Here is a 22,623-nt window from a genome sequence, read left to right as displayed (position 1 = left end):
AGGCCCCCGCAATGGAACAGAACCGGAAACACAATGAGGGAGAAGGGGGCTGGCGCCCGGCCACGGTCTTTTGCCTGACCCTCATGCCGGCGGCGGGTCAGATCCTGACCCCGCTCGCCACGCAACCGACCGTGCAGCCACTCGCAACCGCAGTTTATGCCGCTGTCCTGACAGGGATCCTCACGACCCTCCTGCCGATGGACAGGTTTGGCAGACGGATCACCCTGGTGCTCGTCCTCCTTGCTGCGCTGCTCTTGCAACCTGCATTCGGAGTCAGCAGTCTCTTTCTGCCCGCTGGCACCGGTCTCGGCGAACCCGGTGTCATGACGTCACTCTGCTGGGGGGGCGGCGCCCTGCTCGCCTTGCTGGCCCGCGCCTCGCGGCAGGTGCTCAGCTGGCAGGCCGTCGCGACTTCAAAAGTACTGATCCACCCTATTCATCTGATTTTCGCCTGTTCGGTCTATGCGACCGGGTTCTGGCTTATCGCAACCCTGGTGCTGCCGGGCCTCAGCTCCCCGTTCTCGGTCGAGCGCGCCCTGCTGGCCGCAGCGCTCGCCGCCTTCACACCCGGGGTCACGCTCCTCTTCGGGCTTGCCGTAACCATCGCCAGTGACCGTAAGGAAATGGCGCCATCTGATCTGACGCCGGCTCTGCTCGCCATCGCCGCCATGCTGGGCTATGGGATGATTGCCGGCAACCGCATCACTGCCCAATCCCCCTCCGGCTTCCTCACCCTGTTGCTGGTGCCCGCGCTGCTGACGGTGTTCCTGATGCGGCGCTTCTGGGTGCTGACCCTCATGGGAATGCTGCTCTGCCTGGCGGCGCCGCTCCTTTGCGGCTGGTTGCTCAGCGATCCGACAGGTGACCCGGGCCTCCTTGCGCTTTTGCTGGCGCTTCCTTTCAGCATCATGCGCACCAGCCGACGCAGCGGCGGCACTCTCGTGCGCCGCGCCGGCGACCCTCCGCCTGCGGTGATCTCAGCCTTCAGCCGCAATTCGACCAGCTGGCTCGTTCTGCTCGACCTGGAAAAGCAGACGGTGCATTTCCCCTTCGGCTCCGCCTTTTCGGCAGAGCGCGGGCCGCCGGTCAGCTTCAGTCGCATCTTCCAGGAAAGCGCCTCGAGCGGGCTGCTCGATTTGCTGCGCGAGCTGCAAAAACCAGAGGGAGAGCAGACCGCGCCGGTCAGAATCCGCCTGCAGATGAAACCCGCTGGTGAAACGCGCCGCGAGGTCAGCGGGCCGCAGCTTTTCGAAGCGCGGGTGCTGAAGAAGACCCATCCCACCGCCTGGCTCGCGCTCTTCAGCCTCTCGCATGAAAAAGAGCTGGCCGAACGTGCAGAACGCGCAGAAAGGCTGCTGGCAGATGCCGTCCTGCGTGAGGAAAGGCTGCTCTCCTTTGCCGCACATGAATTGCGCACCCCCATCGCCATCCTCTCGATGCTCGCCGAAGAGCTGCGCAACGGCGCGCTCTGGGAAGATGTTCGCGAAGGGTTTGAACAAACGATGGACCGGATCAGCTCGATCATCGAAGATCTCATGGCGGATTCTGGCGCCTCTGCCCTTCCCGTCGGGCAGAGCTTTACGCCCATCGACCTGATATCCCAACTGCTTGAGATTTTCTCGCCGGTCGCCACCACCCATGGCATTACCATTGAGGCCAGCCGGACGGACAGCGCTGATCTGCCGTTGCGCGGCGATTTCGCGCGGGTTTTCATCGCGCTCTCAAAACTGCTTCACAACGCGATCCTGCATTCGCAAGGCTCAGCAATCCGGCTCAGCGTGATTGCAAGTCGCGGGGCTGGTGCCGAGGTCATGCTCACCTGGCAGGTCGCCGATAATGGCATCGGCATCCCAGCTGCAGAACGCGCGCGGATGTACGAACCCTTCAGCGCGCCACCCGAACAGCGCCCGGGGCGCGGCGGCGCCGGGCTTGGCCTTTATACCGCACGCAAGGCCATCACTCTGCTCGGAGGTGAGCTGAACCTGCTTGAAACCCCCAGGGGGGCGCATTTCGTGCTGAGCCACCCGGTCCGCAGCATCACGACCCCGCCCCCGGTGCCAGAGCCACTTCGCGAAGAAGACCCGGCCGATCCTGCCGTCGCACCGCGCTGGTTTGCCCGGCAGGTGTTGCTGATCGAGGACAACCGCCTTGTCGGCGAGATCACCCGTACGAGGCTGCGACGGCTGTTTCGCCTGGTCGACAGGGCCGAGACCGGACCAGCCGGTCTGGATATGTGGGAGCGCGGGAATTACGATCTGATCCTCGTCGACCAGCTGTTGCCGGGCAGTACCGGTTGCGAAATCGTACGCGAAATCCGCAAGACTGACAAAAATGTTCCGATCATCGGGATCACCGCCTCGACGCTGGGGTCCGAATGTCGGGACCTCGAGGCCGCAGGTGTCACCCTCGCGCTGGAAAAACCTCTGAGCTACTCCCAGCTGCTCGGCCTGGCAGAAGAGTGGTTTCCTGCCGAAGACGCATACCGCGGCACCCGGATGAGCGGGTGACGTAAATTCTGTGTCGCAGATCCGGGCGAACGGCAATCAGCCCAGCGTCACCAGCAGCCGGTTTGCGGGGGGGGGTGAAAAACAAACGGCCCCTGGCTGAGAAAGCGAGGGGCCGTCATATCATGTTGCCGTGCCGGGGCAGTGGTCAGCGCTGCGCTCAGCTGCGCGGACGTTTCGGCGGGGTGAAACGCTTTGAGGTATCGGTGGCATCTGCCGGCCGCGCGGCAGGTTTGCGCGGTGCAAAGCCTTTGCCTGCCTCGGGTTTCGCACCAAATGTTTTGCTGCCGGCCGCGCGCGGTGCGCCTTTGCTATAGGCCGGTTTCGCATCACCTGATTTTGCCGCTGCGGACTTCCCGGCATAGGGCTTGCTGCCCTCCCGTTTCTCAAAAGGCCGGCCCTCGGCGCCCCCTTCGGCGCGCGGTTTGCGCGGCGCCTCATCGCGGCCCGCATAAGAGTCGCGGCCCTTCGGCGCGCCGGCATGGCTCTTGAATCCGGTAGAGCGCGCCGGGCGATCCGGGCTGCCACCATGCGATTTGAACCCGGTCGAGCGCGGTGCGGGCTTTGACGGCCGGTCATCGCGCATCGGGCGCTCGCCCTCGGTCGGCGTCCAGCGCGGTTTGGCCGGCGCATCCCCATCTTCACGGCGCGTATAGGGTTTGCGCGGCGCATCGCTGTCCTCACGGCGCGCATAGGGCTTACGGGGCGCATCGCCATCCTCACGGCGCGCATAGGGCTTGCGTGCTTCGCCGCTTTCAGCTGCCTCACGCGGGGCGCGCGGACGACGCGGTGCCTCTTCTTCGCCCTCGCCACGCGACGGGCGCGGCGACCAGGCCGGTTTGCCCTCACGTGGGGCGCGTTCGGGCCGGCCGCCGGTCACCCGGCCCTTCGGCCCGAATTCCGGTGCCTCAGCGACACGCTCCATCGTAAGACCCGGCTCGATTTCGGTCGTCTCTTTGAACCGCCCGGCCAGCTGCTCGGCGATCTGCACATAGGTTACATCCTGCTGCACCCGGATCGCGCCGATCCCGTCTTTAGAAATGCCGCCGGCATCGCAGATTTTCGGCAGGAGCCAGCGCGCTTCGGCCCGGCCCTCATGCCCGACCGAAAGCTTGTACCAGACCGACGGCCCGAACTCGCCCCGCTCACGCGGCGGCAAAGCGGCGGGGGGCGGCAGGTCTTCGACCAGCTCTTCCGGGGCCGAACGCTTGGCGCGCCACAGCCGCACAAAAGCCGCAGCGATCGCCTCGCCGCCATGTGCCTCAAGCAGATCAGCCGCGATCCCGGCCTCTTCGCCCGGCGCCTCGGTCAGAGCCGGGTCCGAGATCAGACGCTCATCCTCGCGCGACTGCACCTCATCAGCGCCCGGCGCCTTACCCCATTCGGCGACCAGCTTGGCGCCTTGCAGGATACGGTTTGCTTTGCGGAATTCGGCCTGCGGCACCACAAGGACCGAGGTCCCCTTGCGCCCGGCGCGGCCCGTCCGGCCCGAACGGTGCAACAATGTTTCCGGATTGGTCGGCAGATCGGCATGGATCACCAGATCCAGCCCCGGCAAGTCGATGCCGCGTGCCGCCACATCGGTCGCGATACAGACGCGGGCGCGCCCGTCACGCAGCGCCTGGAGCGCATGCAGCCGCTCGCTTTGCGACAGCTCGCCCGAAAGCGCCACCACCGGGAAGCCCCGGTTCACCATCCGCGCATGCAGGTGGTTCACATTGGCCCGGGTCTTGGCGAAGACAATCGCCACCTGCGCATCATACCAGCGCAGAAGATTGAAAATCGCCGGTTCCTTGTCACGGTTCGACACCGAGATCGCGCGATATTCGATATCGGCATGCTGGCTGGCCGAAGATTTCACCTCGACCCGGCGCGCCTCGCGCTGATAGGTCGCGGCAAGCGAGGCGATCTCTTTCGGCACCGTGGCCGAGAACATCAGCACACGCTTTTCTTCCGGGGCACCGCCCAGCAGGAATTCCAGATCCTCGGCAAAGCCCATATCCAGCATCTCATCGGCCTCATCGAGGACGACCGCCGCCAGTTCCGACAGATCAAGCGATTTGCGCTCGACATGGTCGCGCAACCGGCCCGGAGTGCCGACCACGATATGGGCGCCCTGGGAAAGTGCGCGGCGTTCGGTGCGATAATCCATCCCGCCCACGCAAGAGGCCACGACAGCCCCCTCATACAGCCAGACCAGTTCGCGCTGCACCTGAAGCGCCAGTTCGCGGGTCGGCGCGATGACCAGGGCCAGCGGCTTTTCCGGCGGCAAAAGCCGGTCGATGCCGCCCAGAACCTCGGGCGCGATGGCCAGGCCGAAGGCCACCGTCTTGCCCGACCCGGTCTGCGCCGAAACCAGCAGATCGCGCCCGATCAGTTCGGGGGCCAGCACGGCCTCCTGCACCGGGGTCAGCGCGGAATAGCCCTTGGCTGCCAGCGCCGCCTTAAGCGGGCCTGCGATAGAATCAATCGTCATTATTTGTCCTGTCAGGGGGCCAGTCGCCCCCGCATATGAGCCAGAAAGAAGGCCCAGAGCACCGCCGCAACCCTCCCGGTCGCGGCCCGGAGCAGACAGGCCTGGGGGCGCCATACAGGGTTTTCCCGCCACTGTCCATAAATCACCGCCCATCAGGCTCCAGACAGCAAATCCCCCTGCCCGCCAAGGCCGAACCGGGCCCGCCGCCCCTGTTCCAAGGCCGATGTTCCGGGTATGATCCCCGCCATTATGCCAGCCCTCTGCCGCGATTGCCTGACCCGATTCGAACCAGGACAGCCAGGTATCGACCAACCGGGCCTGGTGGGGCGTGGCCGCCGCTGCCCCTCCTGCCGGTCGCCCCGGGTGATCGCCCATGCCGAGCTTGATCACCTTTCCATTGCCCATATGGATTGCGACGCCTTTTACGCCAGCGTTGAAAAACGCGACAATCCGGCGCTGCGAGACCAGCCGCTGATCGTCGGCGGCGGAAGGCGCGGCGTGGTTTCGACCTGTTGCTATCTTGCCCGGATCAAAGGGGTGCGCTCGGCCATGCCGATGTTCCAGGCGCTGAAGCTCTGCCCCGAGGCCGTGGTGGTGCCCCCCCGCATCGCGCATTACGCCGAAGCGTCGCGGCAGATCCGCGCCATGATGGAAGAGCTGACCCCCGACATTGAACCCCTGTCGCTGGATGAGGCCTTTCTCGATCTCTCCGGCACCGCGCGGCTGCATGGCGCGCCGCCCGCCGTGCTGCTCGCGCGGCTGACAAAGCGGATGGAGGACGAGATCGGCGTTTCTGGCTCGATCGGCCTGTCGCATAACAAATTTCTGGCCAAGATTGCCTCGGATCTCGACAAGCCGCGCGGCTTTTCGGTGATCGGGCGGGTCGAGACCCAGGCTTTCCTGATGCCAAAGCCGGTTGGCATCATCTGGGGTGTCGGCGCAGCGAGCCGGAGCGCGCTTGAGGCCGCAGGGGTCAGAACCATCGCCGATCTCCTCCGCTGGGACCGTCGCGATCTGACATTGCGCTTCGGCCAGATGGGCGAACGCCTCTGGCACCTGGCGCGCGGCGAAGACCACCGCCGCGTCAGCCGCGACACCGGTCTGAAATCCATCTCAAAGGAAACCACCTTCTTCGAGGACACCACCGATGCCGATCTGCTTGACGGCCATCTCTGGCGGCTTGCCGAACAGGTCTCCGACCGCGCGAAAGCCAAAGACCTCGCCGGCCGCACCGTCACGCTCAAGCTGAGAAAGGGTGACTTCCAGATTGTCACCCGCCGCCAGGCGCTGTCAGATCCGACCCAGCTTGCCGACCGCATCTATCGCACCGCGCGCGATCTGCTCGACCGCGCGGGCGTCAGGGGCCCCTTCCGCCTGATCGGCACCGGCCTCACCGATCTCTGCCCCGGCACAGAGGCCGACCGCAGCCCCGATCTTCTCGACCCGACTGCCGCCCGGCGCGCAAAGGCGGAACATGCGGCCGATGCGATCCGCGCCCGTTTCGGCAAAGACGCCATTATCAAAGGCCGCGCCTTGCGCTGAGCCCTTATACCCTGGCGACACAGGACGGACCGTCAGGTTTCGCGATCTGCAGGATCTTCGCAAGTTGCAGATCTCGGAGCGGCGGAGAGAGGCCCGTGGCTTGAGCAGATCCTGAGATTTGCAGGGGCCACGCGCCGTCTCGCGCGGCACCGTCGGCCCCACATCGCCCGAATCAAGTGCTCTGCGCGGCCCGCGGGGTCTTCACAGGGCGCATAAGGTCAGTCGAAGAACGGCGTCATCTGCGCCACGATCACCGAATTCTCGGCCAGAGCGCGCTCCATCAGCACGACCTCGTCTTCGCCGATCTCATCCCCGGCGGCCCGGCGCTCTTCGAGCGTGCCAAGCCCCTGGACTTCCAGCGGCGAGAGATCGGCATCCTTCAGGATCGCCACCGTCTCGCGCACCGCCTCTGCCTCATCCACGCCCGAGGCATAGCACAGCAATGCCGCACCGGTCGCTTTCTCCGGGAGACCATCGCCGGCCTTGCGACCAACCTCGACCACCAGAGAATAGACCTGCTGCGGACGCTTTTCTTTTACCGGCTTCTCAACATCATCCATGTCGCGCCCCCAAATCCTTCAAAGGATTTGGGCCGGTTTCTGATCAGAAACCGACCCGCGCCCCTGTTCACCTGCGGCTCAGTCGCGCAGCAGCTCATTGATCGAGGTCTTGGACCGCGTCTGCGCATCGACCCGTTTCACAATCACCGCGCAGTAAAGGTTCACCCCGTTCTTCGACGGAAGCGAGCCCGCGACCACGACCGATCCTGCCGGCACTTCGCCATACATCACTTCGCCGGTCTCACGGTCGACGATCTTGGTCGATTTCCCGATGAAGACGCCCATGCCGAGGACCGCACCCTCGCGCACGATGCAGCCCTCAACAACCTCGGACCGCGCACCGATAAAGCAGTTATCCTCGATGATGGTCGGGCCGGCCTGCATCGGCTCCAGCACGCCGCCGATGCCAACGCCGCCGGAAAGATGCACATTCTTGCCGATCTGGGCGCAGGAGCCAACGGTCGCCCAGGTATCGACCATGGTGCCCTCATCGACATGCGCGCCGAGATTGACGAAAGACGGCATCAGCACCACGCCTTTCGCGATATAGGCCGAACGGCGGACGATGCAGTTCGGCACTGCGCGGAAGCCGGCGGTTTTCCATTCCGCCTCACCCCAGCCGTTGAACTTGCTGTCGACCTTGTCCCACCAGGTGCCGCCCTGCGAGCCGCCCTCATGGATCTCCATATCTTTCAGCCGGAACCCCAGCAGGACCGCCTTTTTCGCCCATTGATTCACATGCCAGACCCCATCCGCCTGGCGCTCGGCCACCCGCAGCTGGCCTTTGTCGAGCGATTCCAGCGTCGCCTCGATCGCATCACGCGCCTCGCCTTTCGTGGCCGGGGTGATGGTATCGCGCGCCTCCCAGGCGGCCTCGATTGCGGTTTCCAGCGCGGCGTTCGACATGTGGATCTCCTCGGGCAGATTTGTTCGGACAGTTTTGTTCTGGCAGGCTTCGTTCGTGACAGGGTTTTGTTCAGGTCCATGGGGCTATAAGGCTTGTATCCGGGTCACGCAATCGGCCCGGTGACTGGTGGGAGGTATCATGAACGACGAGTCGCGCAATCATCCGTTCCGGGACAGTGGCCAGGATCTGGCTGCCGCAGATCAATGCCCCGATACGCTGCAGACCCGTGCCCCGGCTTACCGGCTGGCCTTTGCCGACCAGGATTTCCTCACGCGTGAGGATCTGCGCCCGATCCGGCTGCAGCTGGAATTGCTGAAGCCGCAGCTGATCATGGATGAACGCGGGATCGAGACCACCATCGTCCTGTTCGGCGGGGCCCGCATTCCCGCGCCGGAACATCGCGATCAGGCAAAGACCAAGGCGCTGGCTGATCTCTCGCCCTATTACGATGAGGCGCGCCGTTTCGCCAAGATCATGACCGAGCGCAGCCTTGGCACTTACGGGCGCAAGGGGGTCATCGTGACCGGCGGCGGTCCGGGTGTGATGGAGGCGGGAAATCGCGGCGCCGCGGATGCCGGGGGCCATTCCATCGGCCTCAATATCGTCTTGCCGCATGAACAGGCGCCGAACGCTTATGTCTCACCGGATCTGTGCTTCAACTTCCACTATTTCGCGATCCGCAAGATGCATTTCCTGATGCGGGCCGAGGCGATCGTGGTCTTCCCCGGCGGCTTTGGCACGCTTGATGAGATGTTCGAGGCGCTGACCCTGATCCAGACCCATCGCATGAAGCCCGTGCCCTTCCTGCTCTTTGGCAAGAGCTGGTGGGAAAGCGTGGTCAACTGGACCCAGCTGGCGGAGGCGGGGGTGATCTCTCCGGAAGATCTCGACCTCTTCCGCATGGTCGAGACCGCAGAAGAGGCGATTTCGGTGATCGACGGCTGGAAAAAGCCCTGCTGAACGCAGGGGCGGGGGGAACCCCCCGCCCGCAGTCCCTTACCCGCGGGCCGGGATATTCATGGCGCGCTGCATGGCCGGGCGCGCAAGGATCCGGTCCAGATAGGCCGGCACGTTTTTCAGATCCGCCCAGCCTGCGATCTCTGCGGCTTTGTAAAACCCCTTCAGCGTATTGAGCCAGGGCCCGATTGCCATATCGGCGATGCTATAGTCGCCAACCAGCCAGTCCTGCCCCTCAAGCGCCTGGTCGAGCACCTTTAAAAGCCGCTCCGCCTCGGCACGGTAGCGTTCCTTCGGGCGCGGATCCTCAATCTCCTTGCCCGCGAAATGGTGGAAATAGCCCAGCTGGCCGAACATCGGCCCAAGTCCGCCCATCTGGAACATCAGCCACTGGATCACCTGCCAGCGTTTGGCCTCGGGCAGGAATTTCCCGCTTTTCTCTGCCAGATAGAGCAGGATCGCACCGCTCTCGAACAAGGGCAGCGGTTTATCCCCCGGCCCATGCGGGTCGATCATCGCCGGGATCTTGTTGTTCGGGTTCAGCGACAGGAATTCTGGGCTGAGCTGGTCATTTTTCCCGAAATCAACCAGATGCGCCTCATAGGGCAGGCCGGTCTCCTCAAGCATCAGGGACACCTTGATCCCGTTGGGTGTGGGCAGCGAATAAAGCTGGATCACCTCGGGGTTGTGGGCGGGCCAGCGCGCCGTCACCGGAAAAGCTGATAGTGTGGACAATGTGGCCTCCTGCGGCTGTTTTGCTAAGAGATAGGCATTTTTTCCCAGTGGGTAAGCCCCAATTTATGTGCGATATTCCTGTCGTAACTGTGCGTGAAGCGCAGAGAAGCGGACCGGCGCAGGAGCCGGAGGAAACAAGGGACATTCAGATGCTCAATGAGTTCAAGGCCTTTATCTCGCGCGGCAATGTCATCGACATGGCCGTCGGTATCATCATCGGCGCAGCCTTCACCGCCATCGTCACCTCGCTGGTCGATGACCTCGTCAATCCGCTGATCGGTCTGATCGTCGGCGGCATCGATTTCTCGAATTTGAGCTTCGGGCTCGGCGAAGCGCAATTCAAGATCGGCAGCTTCATCAATGCCGTCATCAAGTTCCTGATCATCGCCTGGGTGGTCTTCCTGCTGGTCAAAGGGATCAACCGCGTCTCGCAAATGGGCAAGAAGAAAGAAGAAGCGGCCCCGGATGCGCCAGCCGCGCCCACCGAGGCAGAGCTGCTGCAGGCGATCCTGGTCGAGCTGAAATCGAAAGCCTGATCTGACAGAACGGCCCGCCTCTCGCGGGCCGTTTTCGATGGCGCGGGGCGGTTGTGACCCGCGGCTTTTGCACGTCAGCCAGGCGAAAAGGTTTCTGTCCTGCCCGACGAGGGCGGCGACACGATCATGGATTTGCTGAACGTCTCCGGAAACAAGGGTTTCCTCTGTGTTTCGGCGGCGGGTTTCGTGATCCCCTGGAGGACAACAGCTCTGGGACCTGGCCTTTCAGAGACCCGAAAAAGGAAAACCCCCAACCATGAGGGCGGGGGTTGACCTTGTAAGGACCGAACGGCCCCAGTGTTCACGTCCCTGTCTGATCCTCTGGAAAACCGGAAGGACCAGATCGGGAAACGCCTCAAAGCTACCTCGCGGTAAAACTCAGAGTGCGCCTTCGCGTTGCGCTTTCTTGCGCGCGAGTTTACGCGCACGGCGGATCGCTTCGGCTTGCTCGCGAGCTTTCTTAACCGACGGTTTCTCGAAATGTTGCTTAAGCTTCATTTCACGGAAAACGCCTTCGCGCTGCAGCTTCTTTTTCAGAGCACGGAGTGCCTGTTCGACGTTATTGTCGCGGACGCTGACCTGCATGTGGTTGTCACCACCTTCCTAAGCTAGAGTTGCACATATTTGTGCAGGCCCGGCGCGCATAACAGATGCAGGGGCTCCTGTCCACCTTTCGACCTGCGGAGACGATGATGGAAGCGGCGATTGCAAGGGAAAAACTGCTGGATGCGGCCCTGGCGCATGTGGCGTTCGATGGCTGGTCCGAGACCACGCTGAAGGCGGCGGCGGCTGATTCGGGGGTGGCGCCGGGCCTTGCAGCTGCGCTCTTCCCGCGCGGTGGGGTCGATCTGGCACTGGCCTGGCATATGCGGGGCGACCGTGAGATGGCGCGGATCCTTGCCGAAGAGGATCTGGCCGCGCTGAGGTTTCGCGACCGGGTGGCGCGGGCGGTGCTCCTGCGGCTGGAGATCGCGGATCGCGAGGCGGTCCGGCGGGGCACCACGCTTTTCGCGCTGCCCCAATACAGTGCCGAGGGAAGCCGCGCGATCTGGGGCACGGCGGATGCAATCTGGACCGCGCTTGGCGATACATCGGATGATCTGAACTGGTACACGAAACGCCTCAGCCTCTCGGCGGTCTATGCGGCGACGGTTCTGTTCTGGCTGGGCGATGACAGCACCGGCCTTCAGGCCACGCGCGATTTCCTCGACCGCCGCATCGAAAATGTCATGCAGTTCGAGAAAGCCAAAGCAGCCCTTGCCAGCAACCCGATCAGCAAGGCACTGATGGGGGGACCGCTGAAATTTCTCGGCCGGATCCGCCCGCCCGTCCTGCCCGATGATCTGCCGGGCCAGGAGGCAAAGGGCGGCAAAGGCCCCCGCCCGTTCTGATCCGCCCGCCGCCCCTGTCCGCGTCACTGCCCCGTCCCCCGCATCCCTGCCCGCAAAGACAAAGCAAGCCCATGCCCCTTTCCGACAAACTCTCTGATTCCATGCAGGCCATCGAGATCGTCGCCCCCGGCGGCCCGGATGTGCTGCAACCCTGTACTCTGCCGGTGCCGGTGCCGGGCCATGGCCAGATCGTGATCCGGGTGGCCTATGCCGGGGTGAACCGCCCCGATGCGCTGCAACGCGCCGGCGCCTATGCGCCGCCCGCGAATGCCTCGCCGCTGCCCGGGCTGGAATGTTCGGGCACGGTGGTTGAAACCGGCCCGGGCGTCTCGCGCTGGAAGATAGGCGAGACGGTCTGCGCGCTGCTCCCGGGCGGTGGTTACGCGGAATATGCGCTGTGCCACGAGACCCATGCGCTGCCGGTGCCGCAGGGCATGTCGCTGAAAATGGCCGCCTGCCTGCCCGAGACCTGCTTCACCGTCTGGTCGAATATCGTGATGCGTGGTGGGCTCAGGCCGGGCGAGAAATTCCTTGTCCATGGCGGCACTTCGGGGATTGGCACCACCGCGATCCAGATTGCCGGAGCGCTAGGAGCGCGGGTCTTCGCAACCGCGGGCAGCGATGAGAAAGCCCAGGTCTGCCTCGATCTCGGCGCCGAGGCTGCCTTCAACTACCGCACCCGCGATTTTGTGACGGAAATGCGCAGGATCGGCGGGGCCGATGTGATCCTCGATATGGTCGGCGGCAGCTATATCCCGAGGAATATCAAAGCCCTTGCCGATGATGGCCGCATCGTGCAGATCGCCTTCCTGCAAGGCGCCAAAGCCGAGGTGAATTTCGCCGAGGTGATGATGCGCCGCCTGACCATCACCGGCTCGACCCTTCGCCCGCAAAGCGACATCGCCAAGGCCCGGATCGCGCGCGATCTGGAACGCGAGGTCTGGCCGATGATCGCACGGGGGGCGCTGAAAGTGGTGCTCGACAGCGAATTCACGCTTCGCGACGCCGCGAAGGCGCATGAGCGGATCGAATCCCCCGGCCATATCGGGAAGATCGTGATGAAGGTCGAGAATTCCTGATCTGAGCGCGGGCTGAACCCTGCGCCTCCGGCGGGAGTATTTGGGTCAGGGGAATGCGATTTCCTCTTGACTTAAATACTCCCGCCGGAGGCTTCCGGATTGTGCCTTTCAGCGCACCGCGTCGAGCACTGCGTCTTTCAGCCGGCAATCCCGGATCGCGCCCTCGCCACAGCGGCGCGGCGCGAGGTCTTTGGTCAGGCAGATTCGCACTTCGCGGATGGCTCCGTCCTGGCAGATGACGGTGACCTGATCGGGTTTCAGCGCCGGATTTGAGTCGAGAAAGGCGCCCTCGATCACCTCGGCCGGCACTTTCAGCGTCTTTGACATGCGCGCAAAGACCGGCGGGATTTTGACGCTTTCATAGGCATCCCGGGCCTTTGCGTAATAGTCACGCGGCGCGAGACCCGAACAGCGCCCGTGCTTTTTCCACTGGTAGAAGGCATAACCGGCGCCGCCCATCACATCCGCCATAGCCGCAGATTCTGCCCGGGTCGGATCGCGCTCCACCGTGCGGCAATAAGACGGCCAGCCCTGTTCCTTTTGCGGCCAGAGCCCGTGCAGCACGAAGGTCAGCCCGCGCCCGATATCGCATTGCGGATCGCGGCGCGCATCGCCTTCGGCCTCGCACCAGCCCGAGGACCAGGACAGCGCCATGACGTAATAGTCGAAATCGCCCGCCCTCTCGCCCTCGGCTTTCGCCGGAGAGACAATCAGCAGGCACAGGGTGACGAGCGACAGGATCCGCAGCAATTTTACTTTCCCTCTCGCAGGAATCGCACTATATGGCAGGGTAATTCCCCGACATCGGAGAACGTGAGCCAAAGGTTCACAGCCGTTTTCCCGGCGCGGGAGAGATTTGTAAAGGCCAGCCCTGCAATCAGGGCAGCAGCTGAAAGGAAGTCCTATGTCGAAGCCGATTATGGCCCGCGCGACCGCCGTCTGGCTGGTGGACAACACGACCCTGACCTTCAGACAGATCGCCGATTTCTGCGGCATGCATGAGCTTGAGGTTCAGGGCATTGCCGATGGTGATGTCGGGGGTGGCGTCAAAGGGTTCGACCCGATCGCCAATAACCAGCTTGAACAGGTCGAGATCGACCGTGGCGAGAAAGACCCGCTCTACAGGCTCAAGCTCAAATTCAACGCCGCCGCTCTGGGCGAGGAAAAGCGCCGTGGCCCGCGCTATACCCCGCTCTCGAAACGCCAGGACCGTCCGGCGGCGATCCTCTGGCTGGTCAAGTTCCACCCAGAACTCTCGGATGGCGCCATTGGCAAGCTCGTTGGCACCACCAAGCCGACGATCCAGTCGATCCGCGAACGCACCCATTGGAACATCCAGCATATCACCCCGGTTGACCCGGTCGCGCTTGGCCTGTGCCGCCAGTCCGAGCTGGACGCCGCGGTGCAGCAGGCCGTCCGCCGCAAGGCAGCCGAAGGCGGTGTGATGTCGGATGACGAGCGTCGCAAACTGGTTTCGACCGAGCAGAGCCTCGGCATGGAGCCCGTCGCGCGTGTCGAGACCGCTCTCACCGGGCTTGAGGTCTTTGGCGAGGAGCAGCCCGTCGAAGAGGAAGAGGCGGAAGAGAAGGATTTCTCGGATGCCGACAGCTTCTTCACGATGCCTTCGGGCGGTCAGGATGATGACGAAGACGACGAGCCTGGCCGTCACTAAGCCGGACTGAGCCAGACAGAGACACCCTCTGTGCGGCATTTGTCGTGAAATAGGCGAGAACCGGGCATTCTGCCCGGTTTTATTTTGACACGTCTTAGTTGAACCGGTTTGGTCATTTATAATCAAAAAGGATCAGCGGGGCTGATTCTGTCCGATTTTTCTTTTCAGCGTGGATGATATTGGCATGAGATTCTCACTGTTGCCGTCCCTGACGGTCGCCTTTTTCGCGATGTCTGTTCCTGCCCTCGCCTGTACAGCCGCGGGGGATCGGCAGCAAATTCGTCAGGAATTCACGAAATGGGTCAATGGGTTACGCGCGGATCGCGGGCTTGGCCCTCTGCAAATGAACGGAAAACTTGACAGTGCCGCCACGAGTCACGCCTGTGACATGTCGAAAAATGCGTTCATGGGCCATAAGGGCTCGAACGGATCGACGCTGAAGTCGCGGCTGAAAAAGGTGGGCTACGGGCTCAAGACCGCGACGGAGAACGTGGCGACCAGCACTGCGGCGCCCAGTTCGGGAACGGCGGCACGGCTCTGGCAGGGTTCGTCTCAGCATCTGGCCAATCTGCTCAACCCCCAGATCACCGAGATGGGGTTTGAAATCACCATAGCGCAGGGCAAGGCCTATTACGTCTTTGTCGGGGGTCGTCCGCGCGGCGGCTGAACCTCAGTCAGGCCAGCGCGCCTGGGCAAGAACCGCCGCGTCGCCTTCGGGCGGGGCTGCGCCTGTTTCCCAGGCGTAAAGGCGGATGTGATCCGGGCTGGTGCCATCCGGCCCGGCAATCACCCGCCATTCAAGGTGGAAGCCCTCGGGGATCAGCCCTTCGGCCCAGAAGATGATCTCTTCGCTTTCCAGCGCCTCGGAGGGCAGCGCCGGCCAGCCATCGGCATCGCCCCAGAAGACCAGCGCCTCTATCTCCGGATCCTCACCCGCAAGACGCGCCAGCGGCTGCAGAAACAGCTCTTCCGGTGTCTTTTCCTGCGGCTTTTTCGGCGCCATATCGACCTCCTGCGGCGGGGGCTGCAGCAGCGGGGGGCTGCGGACTGGCCCGCATAAGCGCGTGAAAGCGCAGCCTGTCAAGCATCCGCTTCCCGGCTGGCAAGGCGCGTGCTAGGTCTGAGACATGAGCCAGATCCCGTCCAAAGAGCAGATCCGTCAATGGATCACCGATAATCCCGGCCTGTCGTCGAAACGCGACATCGCGAAAGCCTTCGGCGTGAAGGCCGATGAGCGCAACGCGCTGAAACGCCTGTTGCGCGAGATGGAGGCCGAGGGGGATCTCGCGAAACGCGCGCGCCGCTTCCTGCCGAAAGGCGAGCTGCCGCCGGTCGCGCTGCTGAAGGTGTTGCCGCCCGATGCGGCGGGCGATCTTTTCGCCGAAGCGATGGAGGAAGGCATTGATCCCGATACCGGCCGTATCCTGATCATCGCGAAAAAGGGTGACCCGACCCTGGGGGCCGGCGACCGGATTCTGGCGCGGCTCGCGCGGGTCTATCTTGACGATTACGTCTGGGAAGCGCGGCTGATCCGGCGGATCGGGTCGAACCCGCTGAAGGTGCTGGGCGTGTTCCGCAAAGGATCCGATGGCGGGCGGATCGTGCCGATCGACAAGGGCCAGGACAAGGAATGGCGGGTCTTGCCCGATGGCGATATGGGCGCGAAAGACGGCGAGCTGGTCGAGGGCGAGGCCACAGGCCCACGCCGCATGGGCCTGCCGCAGGCGAAGATCCTGGCGCGGCTGGGCGATCCGGCGGGGCCGCGCGCGGTCTCGCTGATCGCGATCCATCAGCACGGCATCCCCGATCAGTTCCCCGACAAGGCGGTGGAGGAGGCCGATAACGCGCCGCCCTTTACCATGGCACATCGCGAAGATCTGCGGGGCCTCGACCTTGTCACCATCGACCCCCAGGACGCGCGCGACCGTGATGATGCGGTGCTGGCGCTGGTTGATGACGAGCCGGGCAATCCGGACGGCTTTGTCCTTTGGGTCGCGATTGCCGATGTGGCGAATTATGTCCGCCCGGGCTCGGCCCTCGACCGTGAGGCGCGGCGCAGGGGCAATTCGACCTATTTCCCCGACCGAGTGGTGCCCATGCTGCCCGATACGCTGTCGGGCGATCTGTGTTCGTTGCACGAACATGTCGACCGGCCCTGTATGGCGGTCAGAATGCGGGTCAATTCCTCGGGGCAAAAGATCGCGCATCGCTTTACGCGGGGCGTGATGCGGTCAAAGGGCAGCCTTGAATATGGCCAGGTTCAGCGCGCGATTGACGGCCAGCCCGATGCCGCGACCGGGGCGCTTTTGCCGCAGCTCAAAGTGCTTTACGCCTGCTATGACGCGCTGAAACGCGGGCGGGCCTTGCGTCAGCCGCTGGATCTGGATCTGCCCGAACGCCAGATCGTTCTGTCAGACGAGGGCAAGGTTCTGGCGGTCGATTTCAAGGACCGGCTCGACGCGCATAAGCTGATCGAGGAATGCATGGTGATGGCGAATGTCGCCGCCGCCGAAGAATTGCAGCGGGTGAAGCAGCCTTTGCTATACCGCGTTCATGAAGAACCCTCGCCCGACAAGCTGGAAAGCCTTCGCGAAGTGGCGGAAAGCTCCGGCTTTACGCTGGCCAAGGGGCAGGTGCTGAAAACCTCGCATCTGAACCAGCTGCTGAAACAGGCCGAAGGCTCGGAATTTGACGAGCTGATCAATATCTCGACCCTGCGCTCGATGACCCAGGCCTATTACGCGCCCGAGAATTTCGGCCATTTCGGGCTGGCGCTGAAGAATTACGCGCATTTCACCTCTCCCATCCGCCGCTATGCCGACCTGATCGTGCATCGCGCGCTGATCCGGGGGCTGGGCCTCGGACCAAAGAACACGCCGGATGGCCTGTCGGATTTCGACATGGAGAACCTCGGCGAGACCGGCAAGCTGATCTCGGATGCCGAGCGCCGCTCGATGGCAGCCGAGCGGGACACGGTCGACCGCTATCTGGCTGCCTATCTCTCGGACCGGGTCGGCGCAGTCTTTACCGGCCGCGTCGCCGGGGTGCAGCGCTTCGGGCTTTTCGTGAAGCTTGACGAGACCGGTGCCGACGGGCTGGTGCCGATCCGCGAGGTCGGGCGCGAATTCTTCCATTTCGCCCCCGAAAGCCAGACCCTGATGGGGGCCGATACCGGCCTGACCATCGGCATCGGCCAGAAGGTCAAAGTGCGCCTGGCCGAAGCCGTGCCGGTGACCGGCGGGCTGATCCTTGAGCTTGTCGAACTGGAAGACCGCGCTTTGCCTTCGGGGCGTGCCGCGAAGGGCCGGGGCCGCGCGCCGAAACGCGCGCTTGGCAAGGCGCGGGCGGCAGAGGCGGCGAAGCGCCGGGTGGTGAGGCGGCGGAAATGAAACCGCTCGCCCTTGCGGCGGCGCTGATGCTGGCGTCTCCCGCCATGGGGCCGGCGGTTCACGCCCAGACCATCGAAGACACGGAGGGCAGTCTAACCGTGGGGCGCGAAAGCGAAAGTGCAGCGGGGTTCCGCGCCTGGATTGGCGCCTATCGCGGCAAAGCGCTGGAGGCAGGTGTTCCGGCGCCGGTCTGGGACCGCGAAATGCGCGCGGCGGAGTTCCTGCCCGATGTCCTGCGCGGCGACCGCAACCAGAATGAGTTTACCCGCACGATCTGGGATTATCTCGACATTGCCGTCTCGGATGAGCGGGTGGCGATGGGCCGCGCGGCGGCTGAGAAACATGCGGATCTGCTGGCCCGGATCGAGGCGAAATTCGGAGTGCGGAAGGAAATTGTGCTGGCGGTCTGGGGGCTTGAGACCTCTTACGGCAGCTTTCGCGGCACGACCGACACGATCTCGGCGCTGGCGACGCTGACCTATGACGGGCGGCGCGAGGCGTTTTTCGGCGCGCAGCTGATCGAGGCGCTGAAGATCATCGAAGCCGGCGAAATTTCGCGCGCACAGATGCAGGGCAGCTGGGCCGGCGCGATGGGGCATACCCAGTTCATGCCGACCTCCTGGCGCGATTATGCGGTGGATTTCGATGGCGACGGGCGGCGAAACCTGTGGTCCGACGATCCAGCCGACGCGCTGGCCTCGGCGGCGCATTACCTGGCGAAGCATGGCTGGGCGACAGGCGTCCCCTGGGGGATGGAGGTGCAGCTGCCCGAGGGATTCGACTATGATCTGACCTCTGAACAGGTGGTGAAACCGGTTTCGGACTGGGCGGCGCTTGGCGTGAAGCCGGTGGCGGGGGACTGGCCAGAGGGCGCGCGGGTGTCGATCCTGGTGCCTGCCGGGGCCAGGGGTGCGGCCTTCGCAATCTGGCCGAATTTCCAGGCGATCGAGAGCTATAACCCTGCCGATGCCTATGTGATCGCGATTGGCCATCTGGCGGACCGGATCGCGGGCGGCGCGACCATTGCGGCCAGCTGGCCACGGCAGTGGAAGGCGCTGACGCTTGACGAGCGCAAGGAGGTCCAGCAGCGTCTGACTGCCGCCGGCTTTGACGCGGGCGGTGTTGACGGACGGATCGGGCCGAAGACGGTGGCCGCGGTCAAGGCCTGGCAAAAGGCGCGCGGGCTGGTGGCGGATGGCTATGCCAGCCCGGATGTCTTGCGCGATCTGCGCGCGGAGTGAGGGTTGGCGTGACGGGTTGGGGGCCCTGCCCCCGTCTCTTTCAGAGACTCCCCCGGGATATTTAAGGACAGAAAATGCTCACAGACCGAGCAAAGCGGGCAGGTCTTTCATGGAGTGGAAGAGCGGCACGTTCAGGGCTTTGAGCCCTTTGGCGGGCGGCGTGTCTTCGCCATGGGCGGCAAAGCCGAGGCAGGGGATGCCCGCAGCAATGGCGGCGCGGGCGCCGGCGGGGCTGTCTTCGATCACCACACAGTCTTTGGGCACGGCGCCGCAGGCTTTTGCACAGGCGAGGTAGAGATCGGGCAGCGGTTTTGGTTTGCCGATGGCCTGGCCCGACAGCACGGTGCGGAACCGTGGGATCAGACCTCGCGCGCCCAGGGTGATCTGCATCTTTTCGGGTGATCCATTGGAGCCGACCGCATAGGGAATGCCCGCCGCATCCAGCCGGTCGAAGACCTGGATAATATCCGGGATCAGCGGCACCCCGGCTTCGAGCATGGCATACATATTGGCATAGAGATCATCGACCCAGCTGTCGGGCAGAACGGCGCCATTGGCACGGGCGCGGGCAGCGACATCCTCGACAGTGCCGCCGATATAATCGCGCTCGAGCTCTTCCAGTGTCAGATGAAAGCCGCAGCTGGCAAACTCGGCCAGCATGATCTGGAATGTCGGGCCTTCGCTGTCAACGATCACGCCGTCACAATCGAAGAGTACAGCAGCGGGAGGGGTCATGTCGTGCTCCGGTTCTGGCGGGGGCGGCAATCTCTGCCCGGCGCTATCACCCATGGCCCCGGGCGAACAGCGCCCGGGCGGCATCAGATCCTGATTGTGTGATAGCGGTAACGCTCAGGCCGCGCCGGGGGCACGCAGCAGTGTAATCCAGGTCTCGCCATAGCGGCGCTGGTCTAGGAGCCCGAATGCCCCGGGCGGGGCGGGGGCGGTGCCTTCCTCCCAGACGATGATCGCGCCCGGGGTCAGCCACGCGCCCTCGAGCGCCGAAGCGAGCGCGGCCTCGCCAAGCGCTTTGCCATAGGGCGGATCGAGGAAGACGAGACCATAGCCGGGGCCGCGATTGGCGCCGAGCTTTGTCGCATCGCGGCGCCAGACATCGGTGACGCCCATCGCCTGCATCTTTTCGATATTCTTGCGCAAAAGCGCGCGCGACGCCGCGCCGTCATCGACAAAGGCGACCTGCGCCGCGCCGCGTGACAATGCCTCAAGCCCGAGCGCGCCGGTGCCCGCGAAAAGGTCAAGAACCCGCGCGCCCTGGACCGGATTGCCGTAGCCGCCATTCAGCAGCAGGTTGAAGATCGCCTCGCGGACGCGGTCGGAGGTGGGGCGCAGATGCGCCTCGACATCCCCCTGCCCGACATCCGTGAGTTGCAACCCGCGCCGCGCGCCTCCGATGATGCGCATTATTTCAGCAAGGCCTTCAGATCGGGTGCGGCGATGATCACCTCCGGCGCCGGCGATTTGCCCGATTCGATCAGCCGTTTGCCTACCATATAGGCGCGCGCATCGCTCATGGCATCGACCGCGAGCAGGTCATCGCCGCGGTAATACCAATGCGAGATGCCGCCGATCTCGCGGGTGATCACCCGGTCATAGCCGATATTCAGCCCGGCAATCTGCAGTTTCAGATCATATTGATCCGACCAGAACCAGGGTTTCGCCTGATAGGCCTTTGCGGCGCCGAGCATGTTTTCCGCGACGATCTCGCCCTGATCAATGGCATTCCCGACCGATTCCAGCCGGATCCTGCCGCCTCTCCAGGGAAAGGAGGCGCAATCACCCGCCGCCCAGATCGCCGGGTCAGAAGTGCGGCCATGTTCATCCGTTGCGATGCCGTTATCGAGCGCGATGCCGCTGGCTTCGGCCAGCTCGGCCCCGGGCGAGACGCCCACACCCACCACGACGAAATCGGCCGCGATCTCGCGCCCGTCTTTCAGCCGGACGCCGGTGACGGATGTGTCACCAAGGATGCGGTCCAGCCCGGCTTCTTCGAGGATCGCAACGCCTTGTTCGCTATGGGTCTTGCGGACAAAATCGGCGGTCTCGGCGGCGGCGACACGGCCCAGGATGCGGGGGGCTGCCTCGATCAGGGTGACGGTGAGGCCGAGTTTTCTGGCCACCGCCGCCGCTTCGAGCCCGATATAGCCGCCGCCGATCACGACGAGGCTGCGGCCTGCGGTGAATTCCGCGCGCATCCGGTCGACATCGCGCAGATTGCGCAAGGTGAAGACGCCGTCCAGATCCCCGCCGATGGCAGCGGGCAGGCGGCGCGGGCTGGAGCCAGTGGTCAGCGCCAGCTGGTCATAGGGGATGGTCTCGGCCCCGACCGTCACGGTTTTCGCGGCGCGGTCGATGGCGGTCACGGGCGCACCCAGACGCAGGGTGATGTTGTTTTCCTGCCAGAATTCCGGGCCGCGCAGCCAGAGGCGTTCCTGCTCCATCTCGCCCATCAGATAGGCTTTCGACAGCGGCGGGCGCTGATAGGGCGGCGCGGCTTCATCGCCGATCATGGTGATCGGACCATCGGCGCCAAGGCTGCGCAATTTTGCCGCCAGCGCCGCTCCGGCCTGACCGGCGCCCACTATCACCACCCGCATCTTCCGCCCCCTCTGGAATGTTACGCGACACAGCCTATAACTTCCCGGGCAACAGGCGCAACGCGCGAGGAGACACGTAATGTCGCAAATCACTGTCGGGGCGAAACTGCCCGAAGCGAAGCTCTTGAAACTGGGTGCGAACGGGCCGGAAGCGGTGGATCTGGGCGAGAAGCTCAAGGGCCGCAAAGTGGTGATTTTCGGTCTGCCCGGCGCCTATACCGGCACCTGCACCACCGCGCATGTGCCAAGCTTTATCCGCACCGCCGAAAAATTCGCCGCCAAAGGCGTGGCAGAGATCATCTGCGTCTCGGTCAATGATCCTTTCGTGATGGATGCCTGGGCGAAATCGACCGGAGCAGACAAGGCGGGGCTGAGCTTCCTTGGTGATGCGGATGGGTCATTCACCAAAGCGATCGGTCTGGAATTCGACGCGCCGCCCGCCGGTCTGCTGGGGCGTTCCAAACGCTACGCGCTGCTGGCCGAAGATGGCGTGGTGAAGGTGCTGCATCTTGAGGCCTCGCCGGGGCAGTGCGAGATCTCGGGCGGTGAAGCGCTGCTGGCCGAGGTCTGATCTTTTCGGCTGGCGTTTGCGGGGGGCTGTCTGCCCCCCACACCCCCCGAGGATATTTTCAGACAGAAAATGGGGTCAGGGGCGGGATTGCGCCCTTTCCTCGCACAGGCACAAAACAGGCTCCCCATGATCGGTGATCACCGTGGCCTCGGGCGCGAAACGGTCAAGTTTGCAGGCCAGATCGGTATCGAGAGCGGTCAGACCATCCGTGTCATGCGTGGTCAGCGTGACATCGACGATATTGTAGCGGTTTGACCATTCCGGATGGTGATTTGCGCGCTCTGCCGCGAGGGCCGCGCGAGACATGAAGCCCCAGGCCTCGGAAAAGCTGCGGAATTTCCAGATCTTGCGGATGGCATCCTGCCCGGAGACCGCGCGCCAGCCCGTGGCTTCCAGCGCGGGGAGCTGTTCTTTGCGTTCGGCTTTGGTCAGTGACGTGGCCATGGTGCCC

The 22,623-nt window shown here is 64.0% G+C and carries 22 protein-coding genes; 11 read left to right on the top strand and 11 right to left on the bottom strand.

The window, feature by feature from the left end; translation table 11 throughout:
• Nucleotides 1-11: 11 nt before the first annotated feature.
• Complete coding sequence (locus JC607_RS18135; RefSeq protein WP_198838301.1) at nucleotides 12-2,507, top strand: hybrid sensor histidine kinase/response regulator; 2,496 nt, start codon at nucleotides 12-14, stop codon at nucleotides 2,505-2,507.
• A 157-nt stretch (nucleotides 2,508-2,664) separates the two neighbouring features.
• Here the strand turns inward: JC607_RS18135 and JC607_RS18130 are convergent, their stop codons facing one another.
• Nucleotides 2,665-4,980 (bottom strand): DEAD/DEAH box helicase, encoded by a 2,316-nt coding sequence (locus JC607_RS18130; RefSeq protein ID WP_198838300.1) that lies wholly within the window; start codon nucleotides 4,978-4,980, stop codon nucleotides 2,665-2,667.
• 249 nt (nucleotides 4,981-5,229) lie between these two features.
• Here JC607_RS18130 and JC607_RS18125 point away from each other — a divergent pair, with 249 nt between their 5' ends.
• The gene (locus tag JC607_RS18125) at nucleotides 5,230-6,522 is read left to right on the top strand and encodes a DNA polymerase IV (RefSeq protein WP_198838299.1); all 1,293 of its coding nucleotides are present in this window, start codon (nucleotides 5,230-5,232) and stop codon (nucleotides 6,520-6,522) included.
• 218 nt (nucleotides 6,523-6,740) lie between these two features.
• On the opposite strand, the gene JC607_RS18120 is transcribed toward JC607_RS18125, so the two are convergent.
• Both JC607_RS18120 and dapD read right to left on the bottom strand, forming a co-directional pair.
• Entirely contained in the window at nucleotides 6,741-7,082 is a 342-nt protein-coding gene (locus JC607_RS18120) for a hypothetical protein (protein WP_198838298.1), read from the bottom strand.
• A 78-nt stretch (nucleotides 7,083-7,160) separates the two neighbouring features.
• Nucleotides 7,161-7,988: a 2,3,4,5-tetrahydropyridine-2,6-dicarboxylate N-succinyltransferase gene (gene dapD / locus JC607_RS18115; protein ID WP_198838297.1), complete on the bottom strand. Its 828-nt coding sequence runs from the start codon at nucleotides 7,986-7,988 to the stop codon at nucleotides 7,161-7,163.
• Nucleotides 7,989-8,127: 139 nt separating this feature from the next.
• On the opposite strand from dapD, the gene JC607_RS18110 reads away from it, so the two are divergent.
• A complete protein-coding gene (locus tag JC607_RS18110; RefSeq protein WP_198838296.1) occupies nucleotides 8,128-8,949 on the top strand; it encodes a TIGR00730 family Rossman fold protein in 822 nt (273 codons plus the stop codon).
• A gap of 36 nt (nucleotides 8,950-8,985) precedes the next feature.
• Here JC607_RS18110 and JC607_RS18105 read toward each other — a convergent pair whose 3' ends face one another.
• Nucleotides 8,986-9,681, bottom strand: a complete 696-nt coding sequence (locus tag JC607_RS18105) for a glutathione S-transferase N-terminal domain-containing protein (protein WP_198838295.1) — start codon at nucleotides 9,679-9,681, stop codon at nucleotides 8,986-8,988.
• Between the two features lie 149 nt (nucleotides 9,682-9,830).
• On the opposite strand from JC607_RS18105, the gene mscL reads away from it, so the two are divergent.
• Nucleotides 9,831-10,217: a large conductance mechanosensitive channel protein MscL gene (mscL, locus tag JC607_RS18100; RefSeq protein ID WP_198838294.1), complete on the top strand. Its 387-nt coding sequence runs from the start codon at nucleotides 9,831-9,833 to the stop codon at nucleotides 10,215-10,217.
• Nucleotides 10,218-10,595: 378 nt separating this feature from the next.
• On the opposite strand, the gene rpsU is transcribed toward mscL, so the two are convergent.
• Entirely contained in the window at nucleotides 10,596-10,802 is a 207-nt protein-coding gene (rpsU, locus tag JC607_RS18095; RefSeq protein WP_082400860.1) for a 30S ribosomal protein S21, read from the bottom strand.
• 107 nt (nucleotides 10,803-10,909) lie between these two features.
• On the opposite strand from rpsU, the gene JC607_RS18090 reads away from it, so the two are divergent.
• On the top strand, nucleotides 10,910-11,608 hold the full coding sequence (locus JC607_RS18090; RefSeq protein WP_233092991.1) for a COQ9 family protein: 699 nt from the start codon (nucleotides 10,910-10,912) through the stop codon (nucleotides 11,606-11,608).
• Between the two features lie 71 nt (nucleotides 11,609-11,679).
• Nucleotides 11,680-12,687, top strand: coding sequence for an NAD(P)H-quinone oxidoreductase (locus tag JC607_RS18085; protein ID WP_198838293.1), 1,008 nt, complete (start codon nucleotides 11,680-11,682; stop codon nucleotides 12,685-12,687).
• Nucleotides 12,688-12,795: 108 nt separating this feature from the next.
• Here JC607_RS18085 and JC607_RS18080 read toward each other — a convergent pair whose 3' ends face one another.
• Nucleotides 12,796-13,437 (bottom strand): ribonuclease T, encoded by a 642-nt coding sequence (locus tag JC607_RS18080; protein WP_370584867.1) that lies wholly within the window; start codon nucleotides 13,435-13,437, stop codon nucleotides 12,796-12,798.
• Nucleotides 13,438-13,591: 154 nt separating this feature from the next.
• Between JC607_RS18080 and JC607_RS18075 the strand changes: the two genes are divergently transcribed.
• Together JC607_RS18075 and JC607_RS18070 are read left to right on the top strand one after the other, a co-directional pair.
• Nucleotides 13,592-14,359: a DUF1013 domain-containing protein gene (locus tag JC607_RS18075; protein WP_198838291.1), complete on the top strand. Its 768-nt coding sequence runs from the start codon at nucleotides 13,592-13,594 to the stop codon at nucleotides 14,357-14,359.
• Between the two features lie 184 nt (nucleotides 14,360-14,543).
• Nucleotides 14,544-15,026, top strand: a complete 483-nt coding sequence (locus JC607_RS18070; protein WP_198838290.1) for a CAP domain-containing protein — start codon at nucleotides 14,544-14,546, stop codon at nucleotides 15,024-15,026.
• A 3-nt stretch (nucleotides 15,027-15,029) separates the two neighbouring features.
• Here the strand turns inward: JC607_RS18070 and JC607_RS18065 are convergent, their stop codons facing one another.
• Nucleotides 15,030-15,362, bottom strand: coding sequence for a hypothetical protein (locus JC607_RS18065; protein ID WP_198838289.1), 333 nt, complete (start codon nucleotides 15,360-15,362; stop codon nucleotides 15,030-15,032).
• A 124-nt stretch (nucleotides 15,363-15,486) separates the two neighbouring features.
• Here JC607_RS18065 and rnr point away from each other — a divergent pair, with 124 nt between their 5' ends.
• Nucleotides 15,487-17,748 (top strand): ribonuclease R, encoded by a 2,262-nt coding sequence (rnr, locus tag JC607_RS18060; protein WP_198838288.1) that lies wholly within the window; start codon nucleotides 15,487-15,489, stop codon nucleotides 17,746-17,748.
• Nucleotides 17,745-18,989, top strand: coding sequence for a lytic murein transglycosylase (locus JC607_RS18055; RefSeq protein WP_198838287.1), 1,245 nt, complete (start codon nucleotides 17,745-17,747; stop codon nucleotides 18,987-18,989). Before rnr ends, JC607_RS18055 begins: the two co-directional genes overlap by 4 nt.
• A gap of 78 nt (nucleotides 18,990-19,067) precedes the next feature.
• On the opposite strand, the gene JC607_RS18050 is transcribed toward JC607_RS18055, so the two are convergent.
• From JC607_RS18050 to JC607_RS18040, 3 genes are all read right to left on the bottom strand, one after another.
• A complete protein-coding gene (locus tag JC607_RS18050) occupies nucleotides 19,068-19,724 on the bottom strand; it encodes an HAD family phosphatase (RefSeq protein ID WP_198838286.1) in 657 nt (218 codons plus the stop codon).
• A 114-nt stretch (nucleotides 19,725-19,838) separates the two neighbouring features.
• Complete coding sequence (gene rsmD, locus JC607_RS18045) at nucleotides 19,839-20,408, bottom strand: 16S rRNA (guanine(966)-N(2))-methyltransferase RsmD (RefSeq protein ID WP_198838285.1); 570 nt, start codon at nucleotides 20,406-20,408, stop codon at nucleotides 19,839-19,841.
• Nucleotides 20,408-21,601, bottom strand: a complete 1,194-nt coding sequence (locus tag JC607_RS18040; RefSeq protein ID WP_198838284.1) for an NAD(P)/FAD-dependent oxidoreductase — start codon at nucleotides 21,599-21,601, stop codon at nucleotides 20,408-20,410. The genes rsmD and JC607_RS18040 overlap by 1 nt, the downstream gene beginning before the upstream one ends.
• Nucleotides 21,602-21,680: 79 nt before the next feature.
• Between JC607_RS18040 and JC607_RS18035 the strand changes: the two genes are divergently transcribed.
• Entirely contained in the window at nucleotides 21,681-22,172 is a 492-nt protein-coding gene (locus JC607_RS18035; RefSeq protein WP_198838283.1) for a peroxiredoxin, read from the top strand.
• A 75-nt stretch (nucleotides 22,173-22,247) separates the two neighbouring features.
• Here JC607_RS18035 and JC607_RS18030 read toward each other — a convergent pair whose 3' ends face one another.
• Entirely contained in the window at nucleotides 22,248-22,616 is a 369-nt protein-coding gene (locus JC607_RS18030; RefSeq protein ID WP_198838282.1) for a 4a-hydroxytetrahydrobiopterin dehydratase, read from the bottom strand.
• Between the last annotated feature and the right edge of the window lie 7 nt (nucleotides 22,617-22,623).

The sequence above is a fragment of the Paracoccus sp. IB05 genome (assembly GCF_016405985.1).
Taxonomy (GTDB): Bacteria; Pseudomonadota; Alphaproteobacteria; order Rhodobacterales; family Rhodobacteraceae; genus Pseudogemmobacter.
The sequence above is the reverse complement of the archived record's forward strand: the minus strand, read 5'-3'. Positions and strand labels throughout refer to the sequence as shown.

Bases quoted from the DNA above. Each gene is read 5' to 3' on its own strand.
- JC607_RS18135 (WP_198838301.1), top strand. From the start codon at position 12: ATGGAACAGAACCGGAAACACAATGAGGGAGAAGGGGGCTGGCGCCCG.
- JC607_RS18130 (WP_198838300.1), bottom strand. From the start codon at position 4,980: ATGACGATTGATTCTATCGCAGGCCCGCTTAAGGCGGCGCTGGCAGCC.
- JC607_RS18125 (WP_198838299.1), top strand. From the start codon at position 5,230: ATGCCAGCCCTCTGCCGCGATTGCCTGACCCGATTCGAACCAGGACAG.
- JC607_RS18120 (WP_198838298.1), bottom strand. From the start codon at position 7,082: ATGGATGATGTTGAGAAGCCGGTAAAAGAAAAGCGTCCGCAGCAGGTC.
- dapD (WP_198838297.1), bottom strand. From the start codon at position 7,988: ATGTCGAACGCCGCGCTGGAAACCGCAATCGAGGCCGCCTGGGAGGCG.
- JC607_RS18110 (WP_198838296.1), top strand. From the start codon at position 8,128: ATGAACGACGAGTCGCGCAATCATCCGTTCCGGGACAGTGGCCAGGAT.
- mscL (WP_198838294.1), top strand. From the start codon at position 9,831: ATGCTCAATGAGTTCAAGGCCTTTATCTCGCGCGGCAATGTCATCGAC.
- rpsU (WP_082400860.1), bottom strand. From the start codon at position 10,802: ATGCAGGTCAGCGTCCGCGACAATAACGTCGAACAGGCACTCCGTGCT.
- JC607_RS18090 (WP_233092991.1), top strand. From the start codon at position 10,910: ATGGAAGCGGCGATTGCAAGGGAAAAACTGCTGGATGCGGCCCTGGCG.
- JC607_RS18085 (WP_198838293.1), top strand. From the start codon at position 11,680: ATGCCCCTTTCCGACAAACTCTCTGATTCCATGCAGGCCATCGAGATC.
- JC607_RS18075 (WP_198838291.1), top strand. From the start codon at position 13,592: ATGTCGAAGCCGATTATGGCCCGCGCGACCGCCGTCTGGCTGGTGGAC.
- JC607_RS18070 (WP_198838290.1), top strand. From the start codon at position 14,544: ATGAGATTCTCACTGTTGCCGTCCCTGACGGTCGCCTTTTTCGCGATG.
- JC607_RS18065 (WP_198838289.1), bottom strand. From the start codon at position 15,362: ATGGCGCCGAAAAAGCCGCAGGAAAAGACACCGGAAGAGCTGTTTCTG.
- rnr (WP_198838288.1), top strand. From the start codon at position 15,487: ATGAGCCAGATCCCGTCCAAAGAGCAGATCCGTCAATGGATCACCGAT.
- JC607_RS18055 (WP_198838287.1), top strand. From the start codon at position 17,745: ATGAAACCGCTCGCCCTTGCGGCGGCGCTGATGCTGGCGTCTCCCGCC.
- JC607_RS18050 (WP_198838286.1), bottom strand. From the start codon at position 19,724: ATGACCCCTCCCGCTGCTGTACTCTTCGATTGTGACGGCGTGATCGTT.
- rsmD (WP_198838285.1), bottom strand. From the start codon at position 20,408: ATGCGCATCATCGGAGGCGCGCGGCGCGGGTTGCAACTCACGGATGTC.
- JC607_RS18040 (WP_198838284.1), bottom strand. From the start codon at position 21,601: ATGCGGGTGGTGATAGTGGGCGCCGGTCAGGCCGGAGCGGCGCTGGCG.
- JC607_RS18035 (WP_198838283.1), top strand. From the start codon at position 21,681: ATGTCGCAAATCACTGTCGGGGCGAAACTGCCCGAAGCGAAGCTCTTG.
- JC607_RS18030 (WP_198838282.1), bottom strand. From the start codon at position 22,616: ATGGCCACGTCACTGACCAAAGCCGAACGCAAAGAACAGCTCCCCGCG.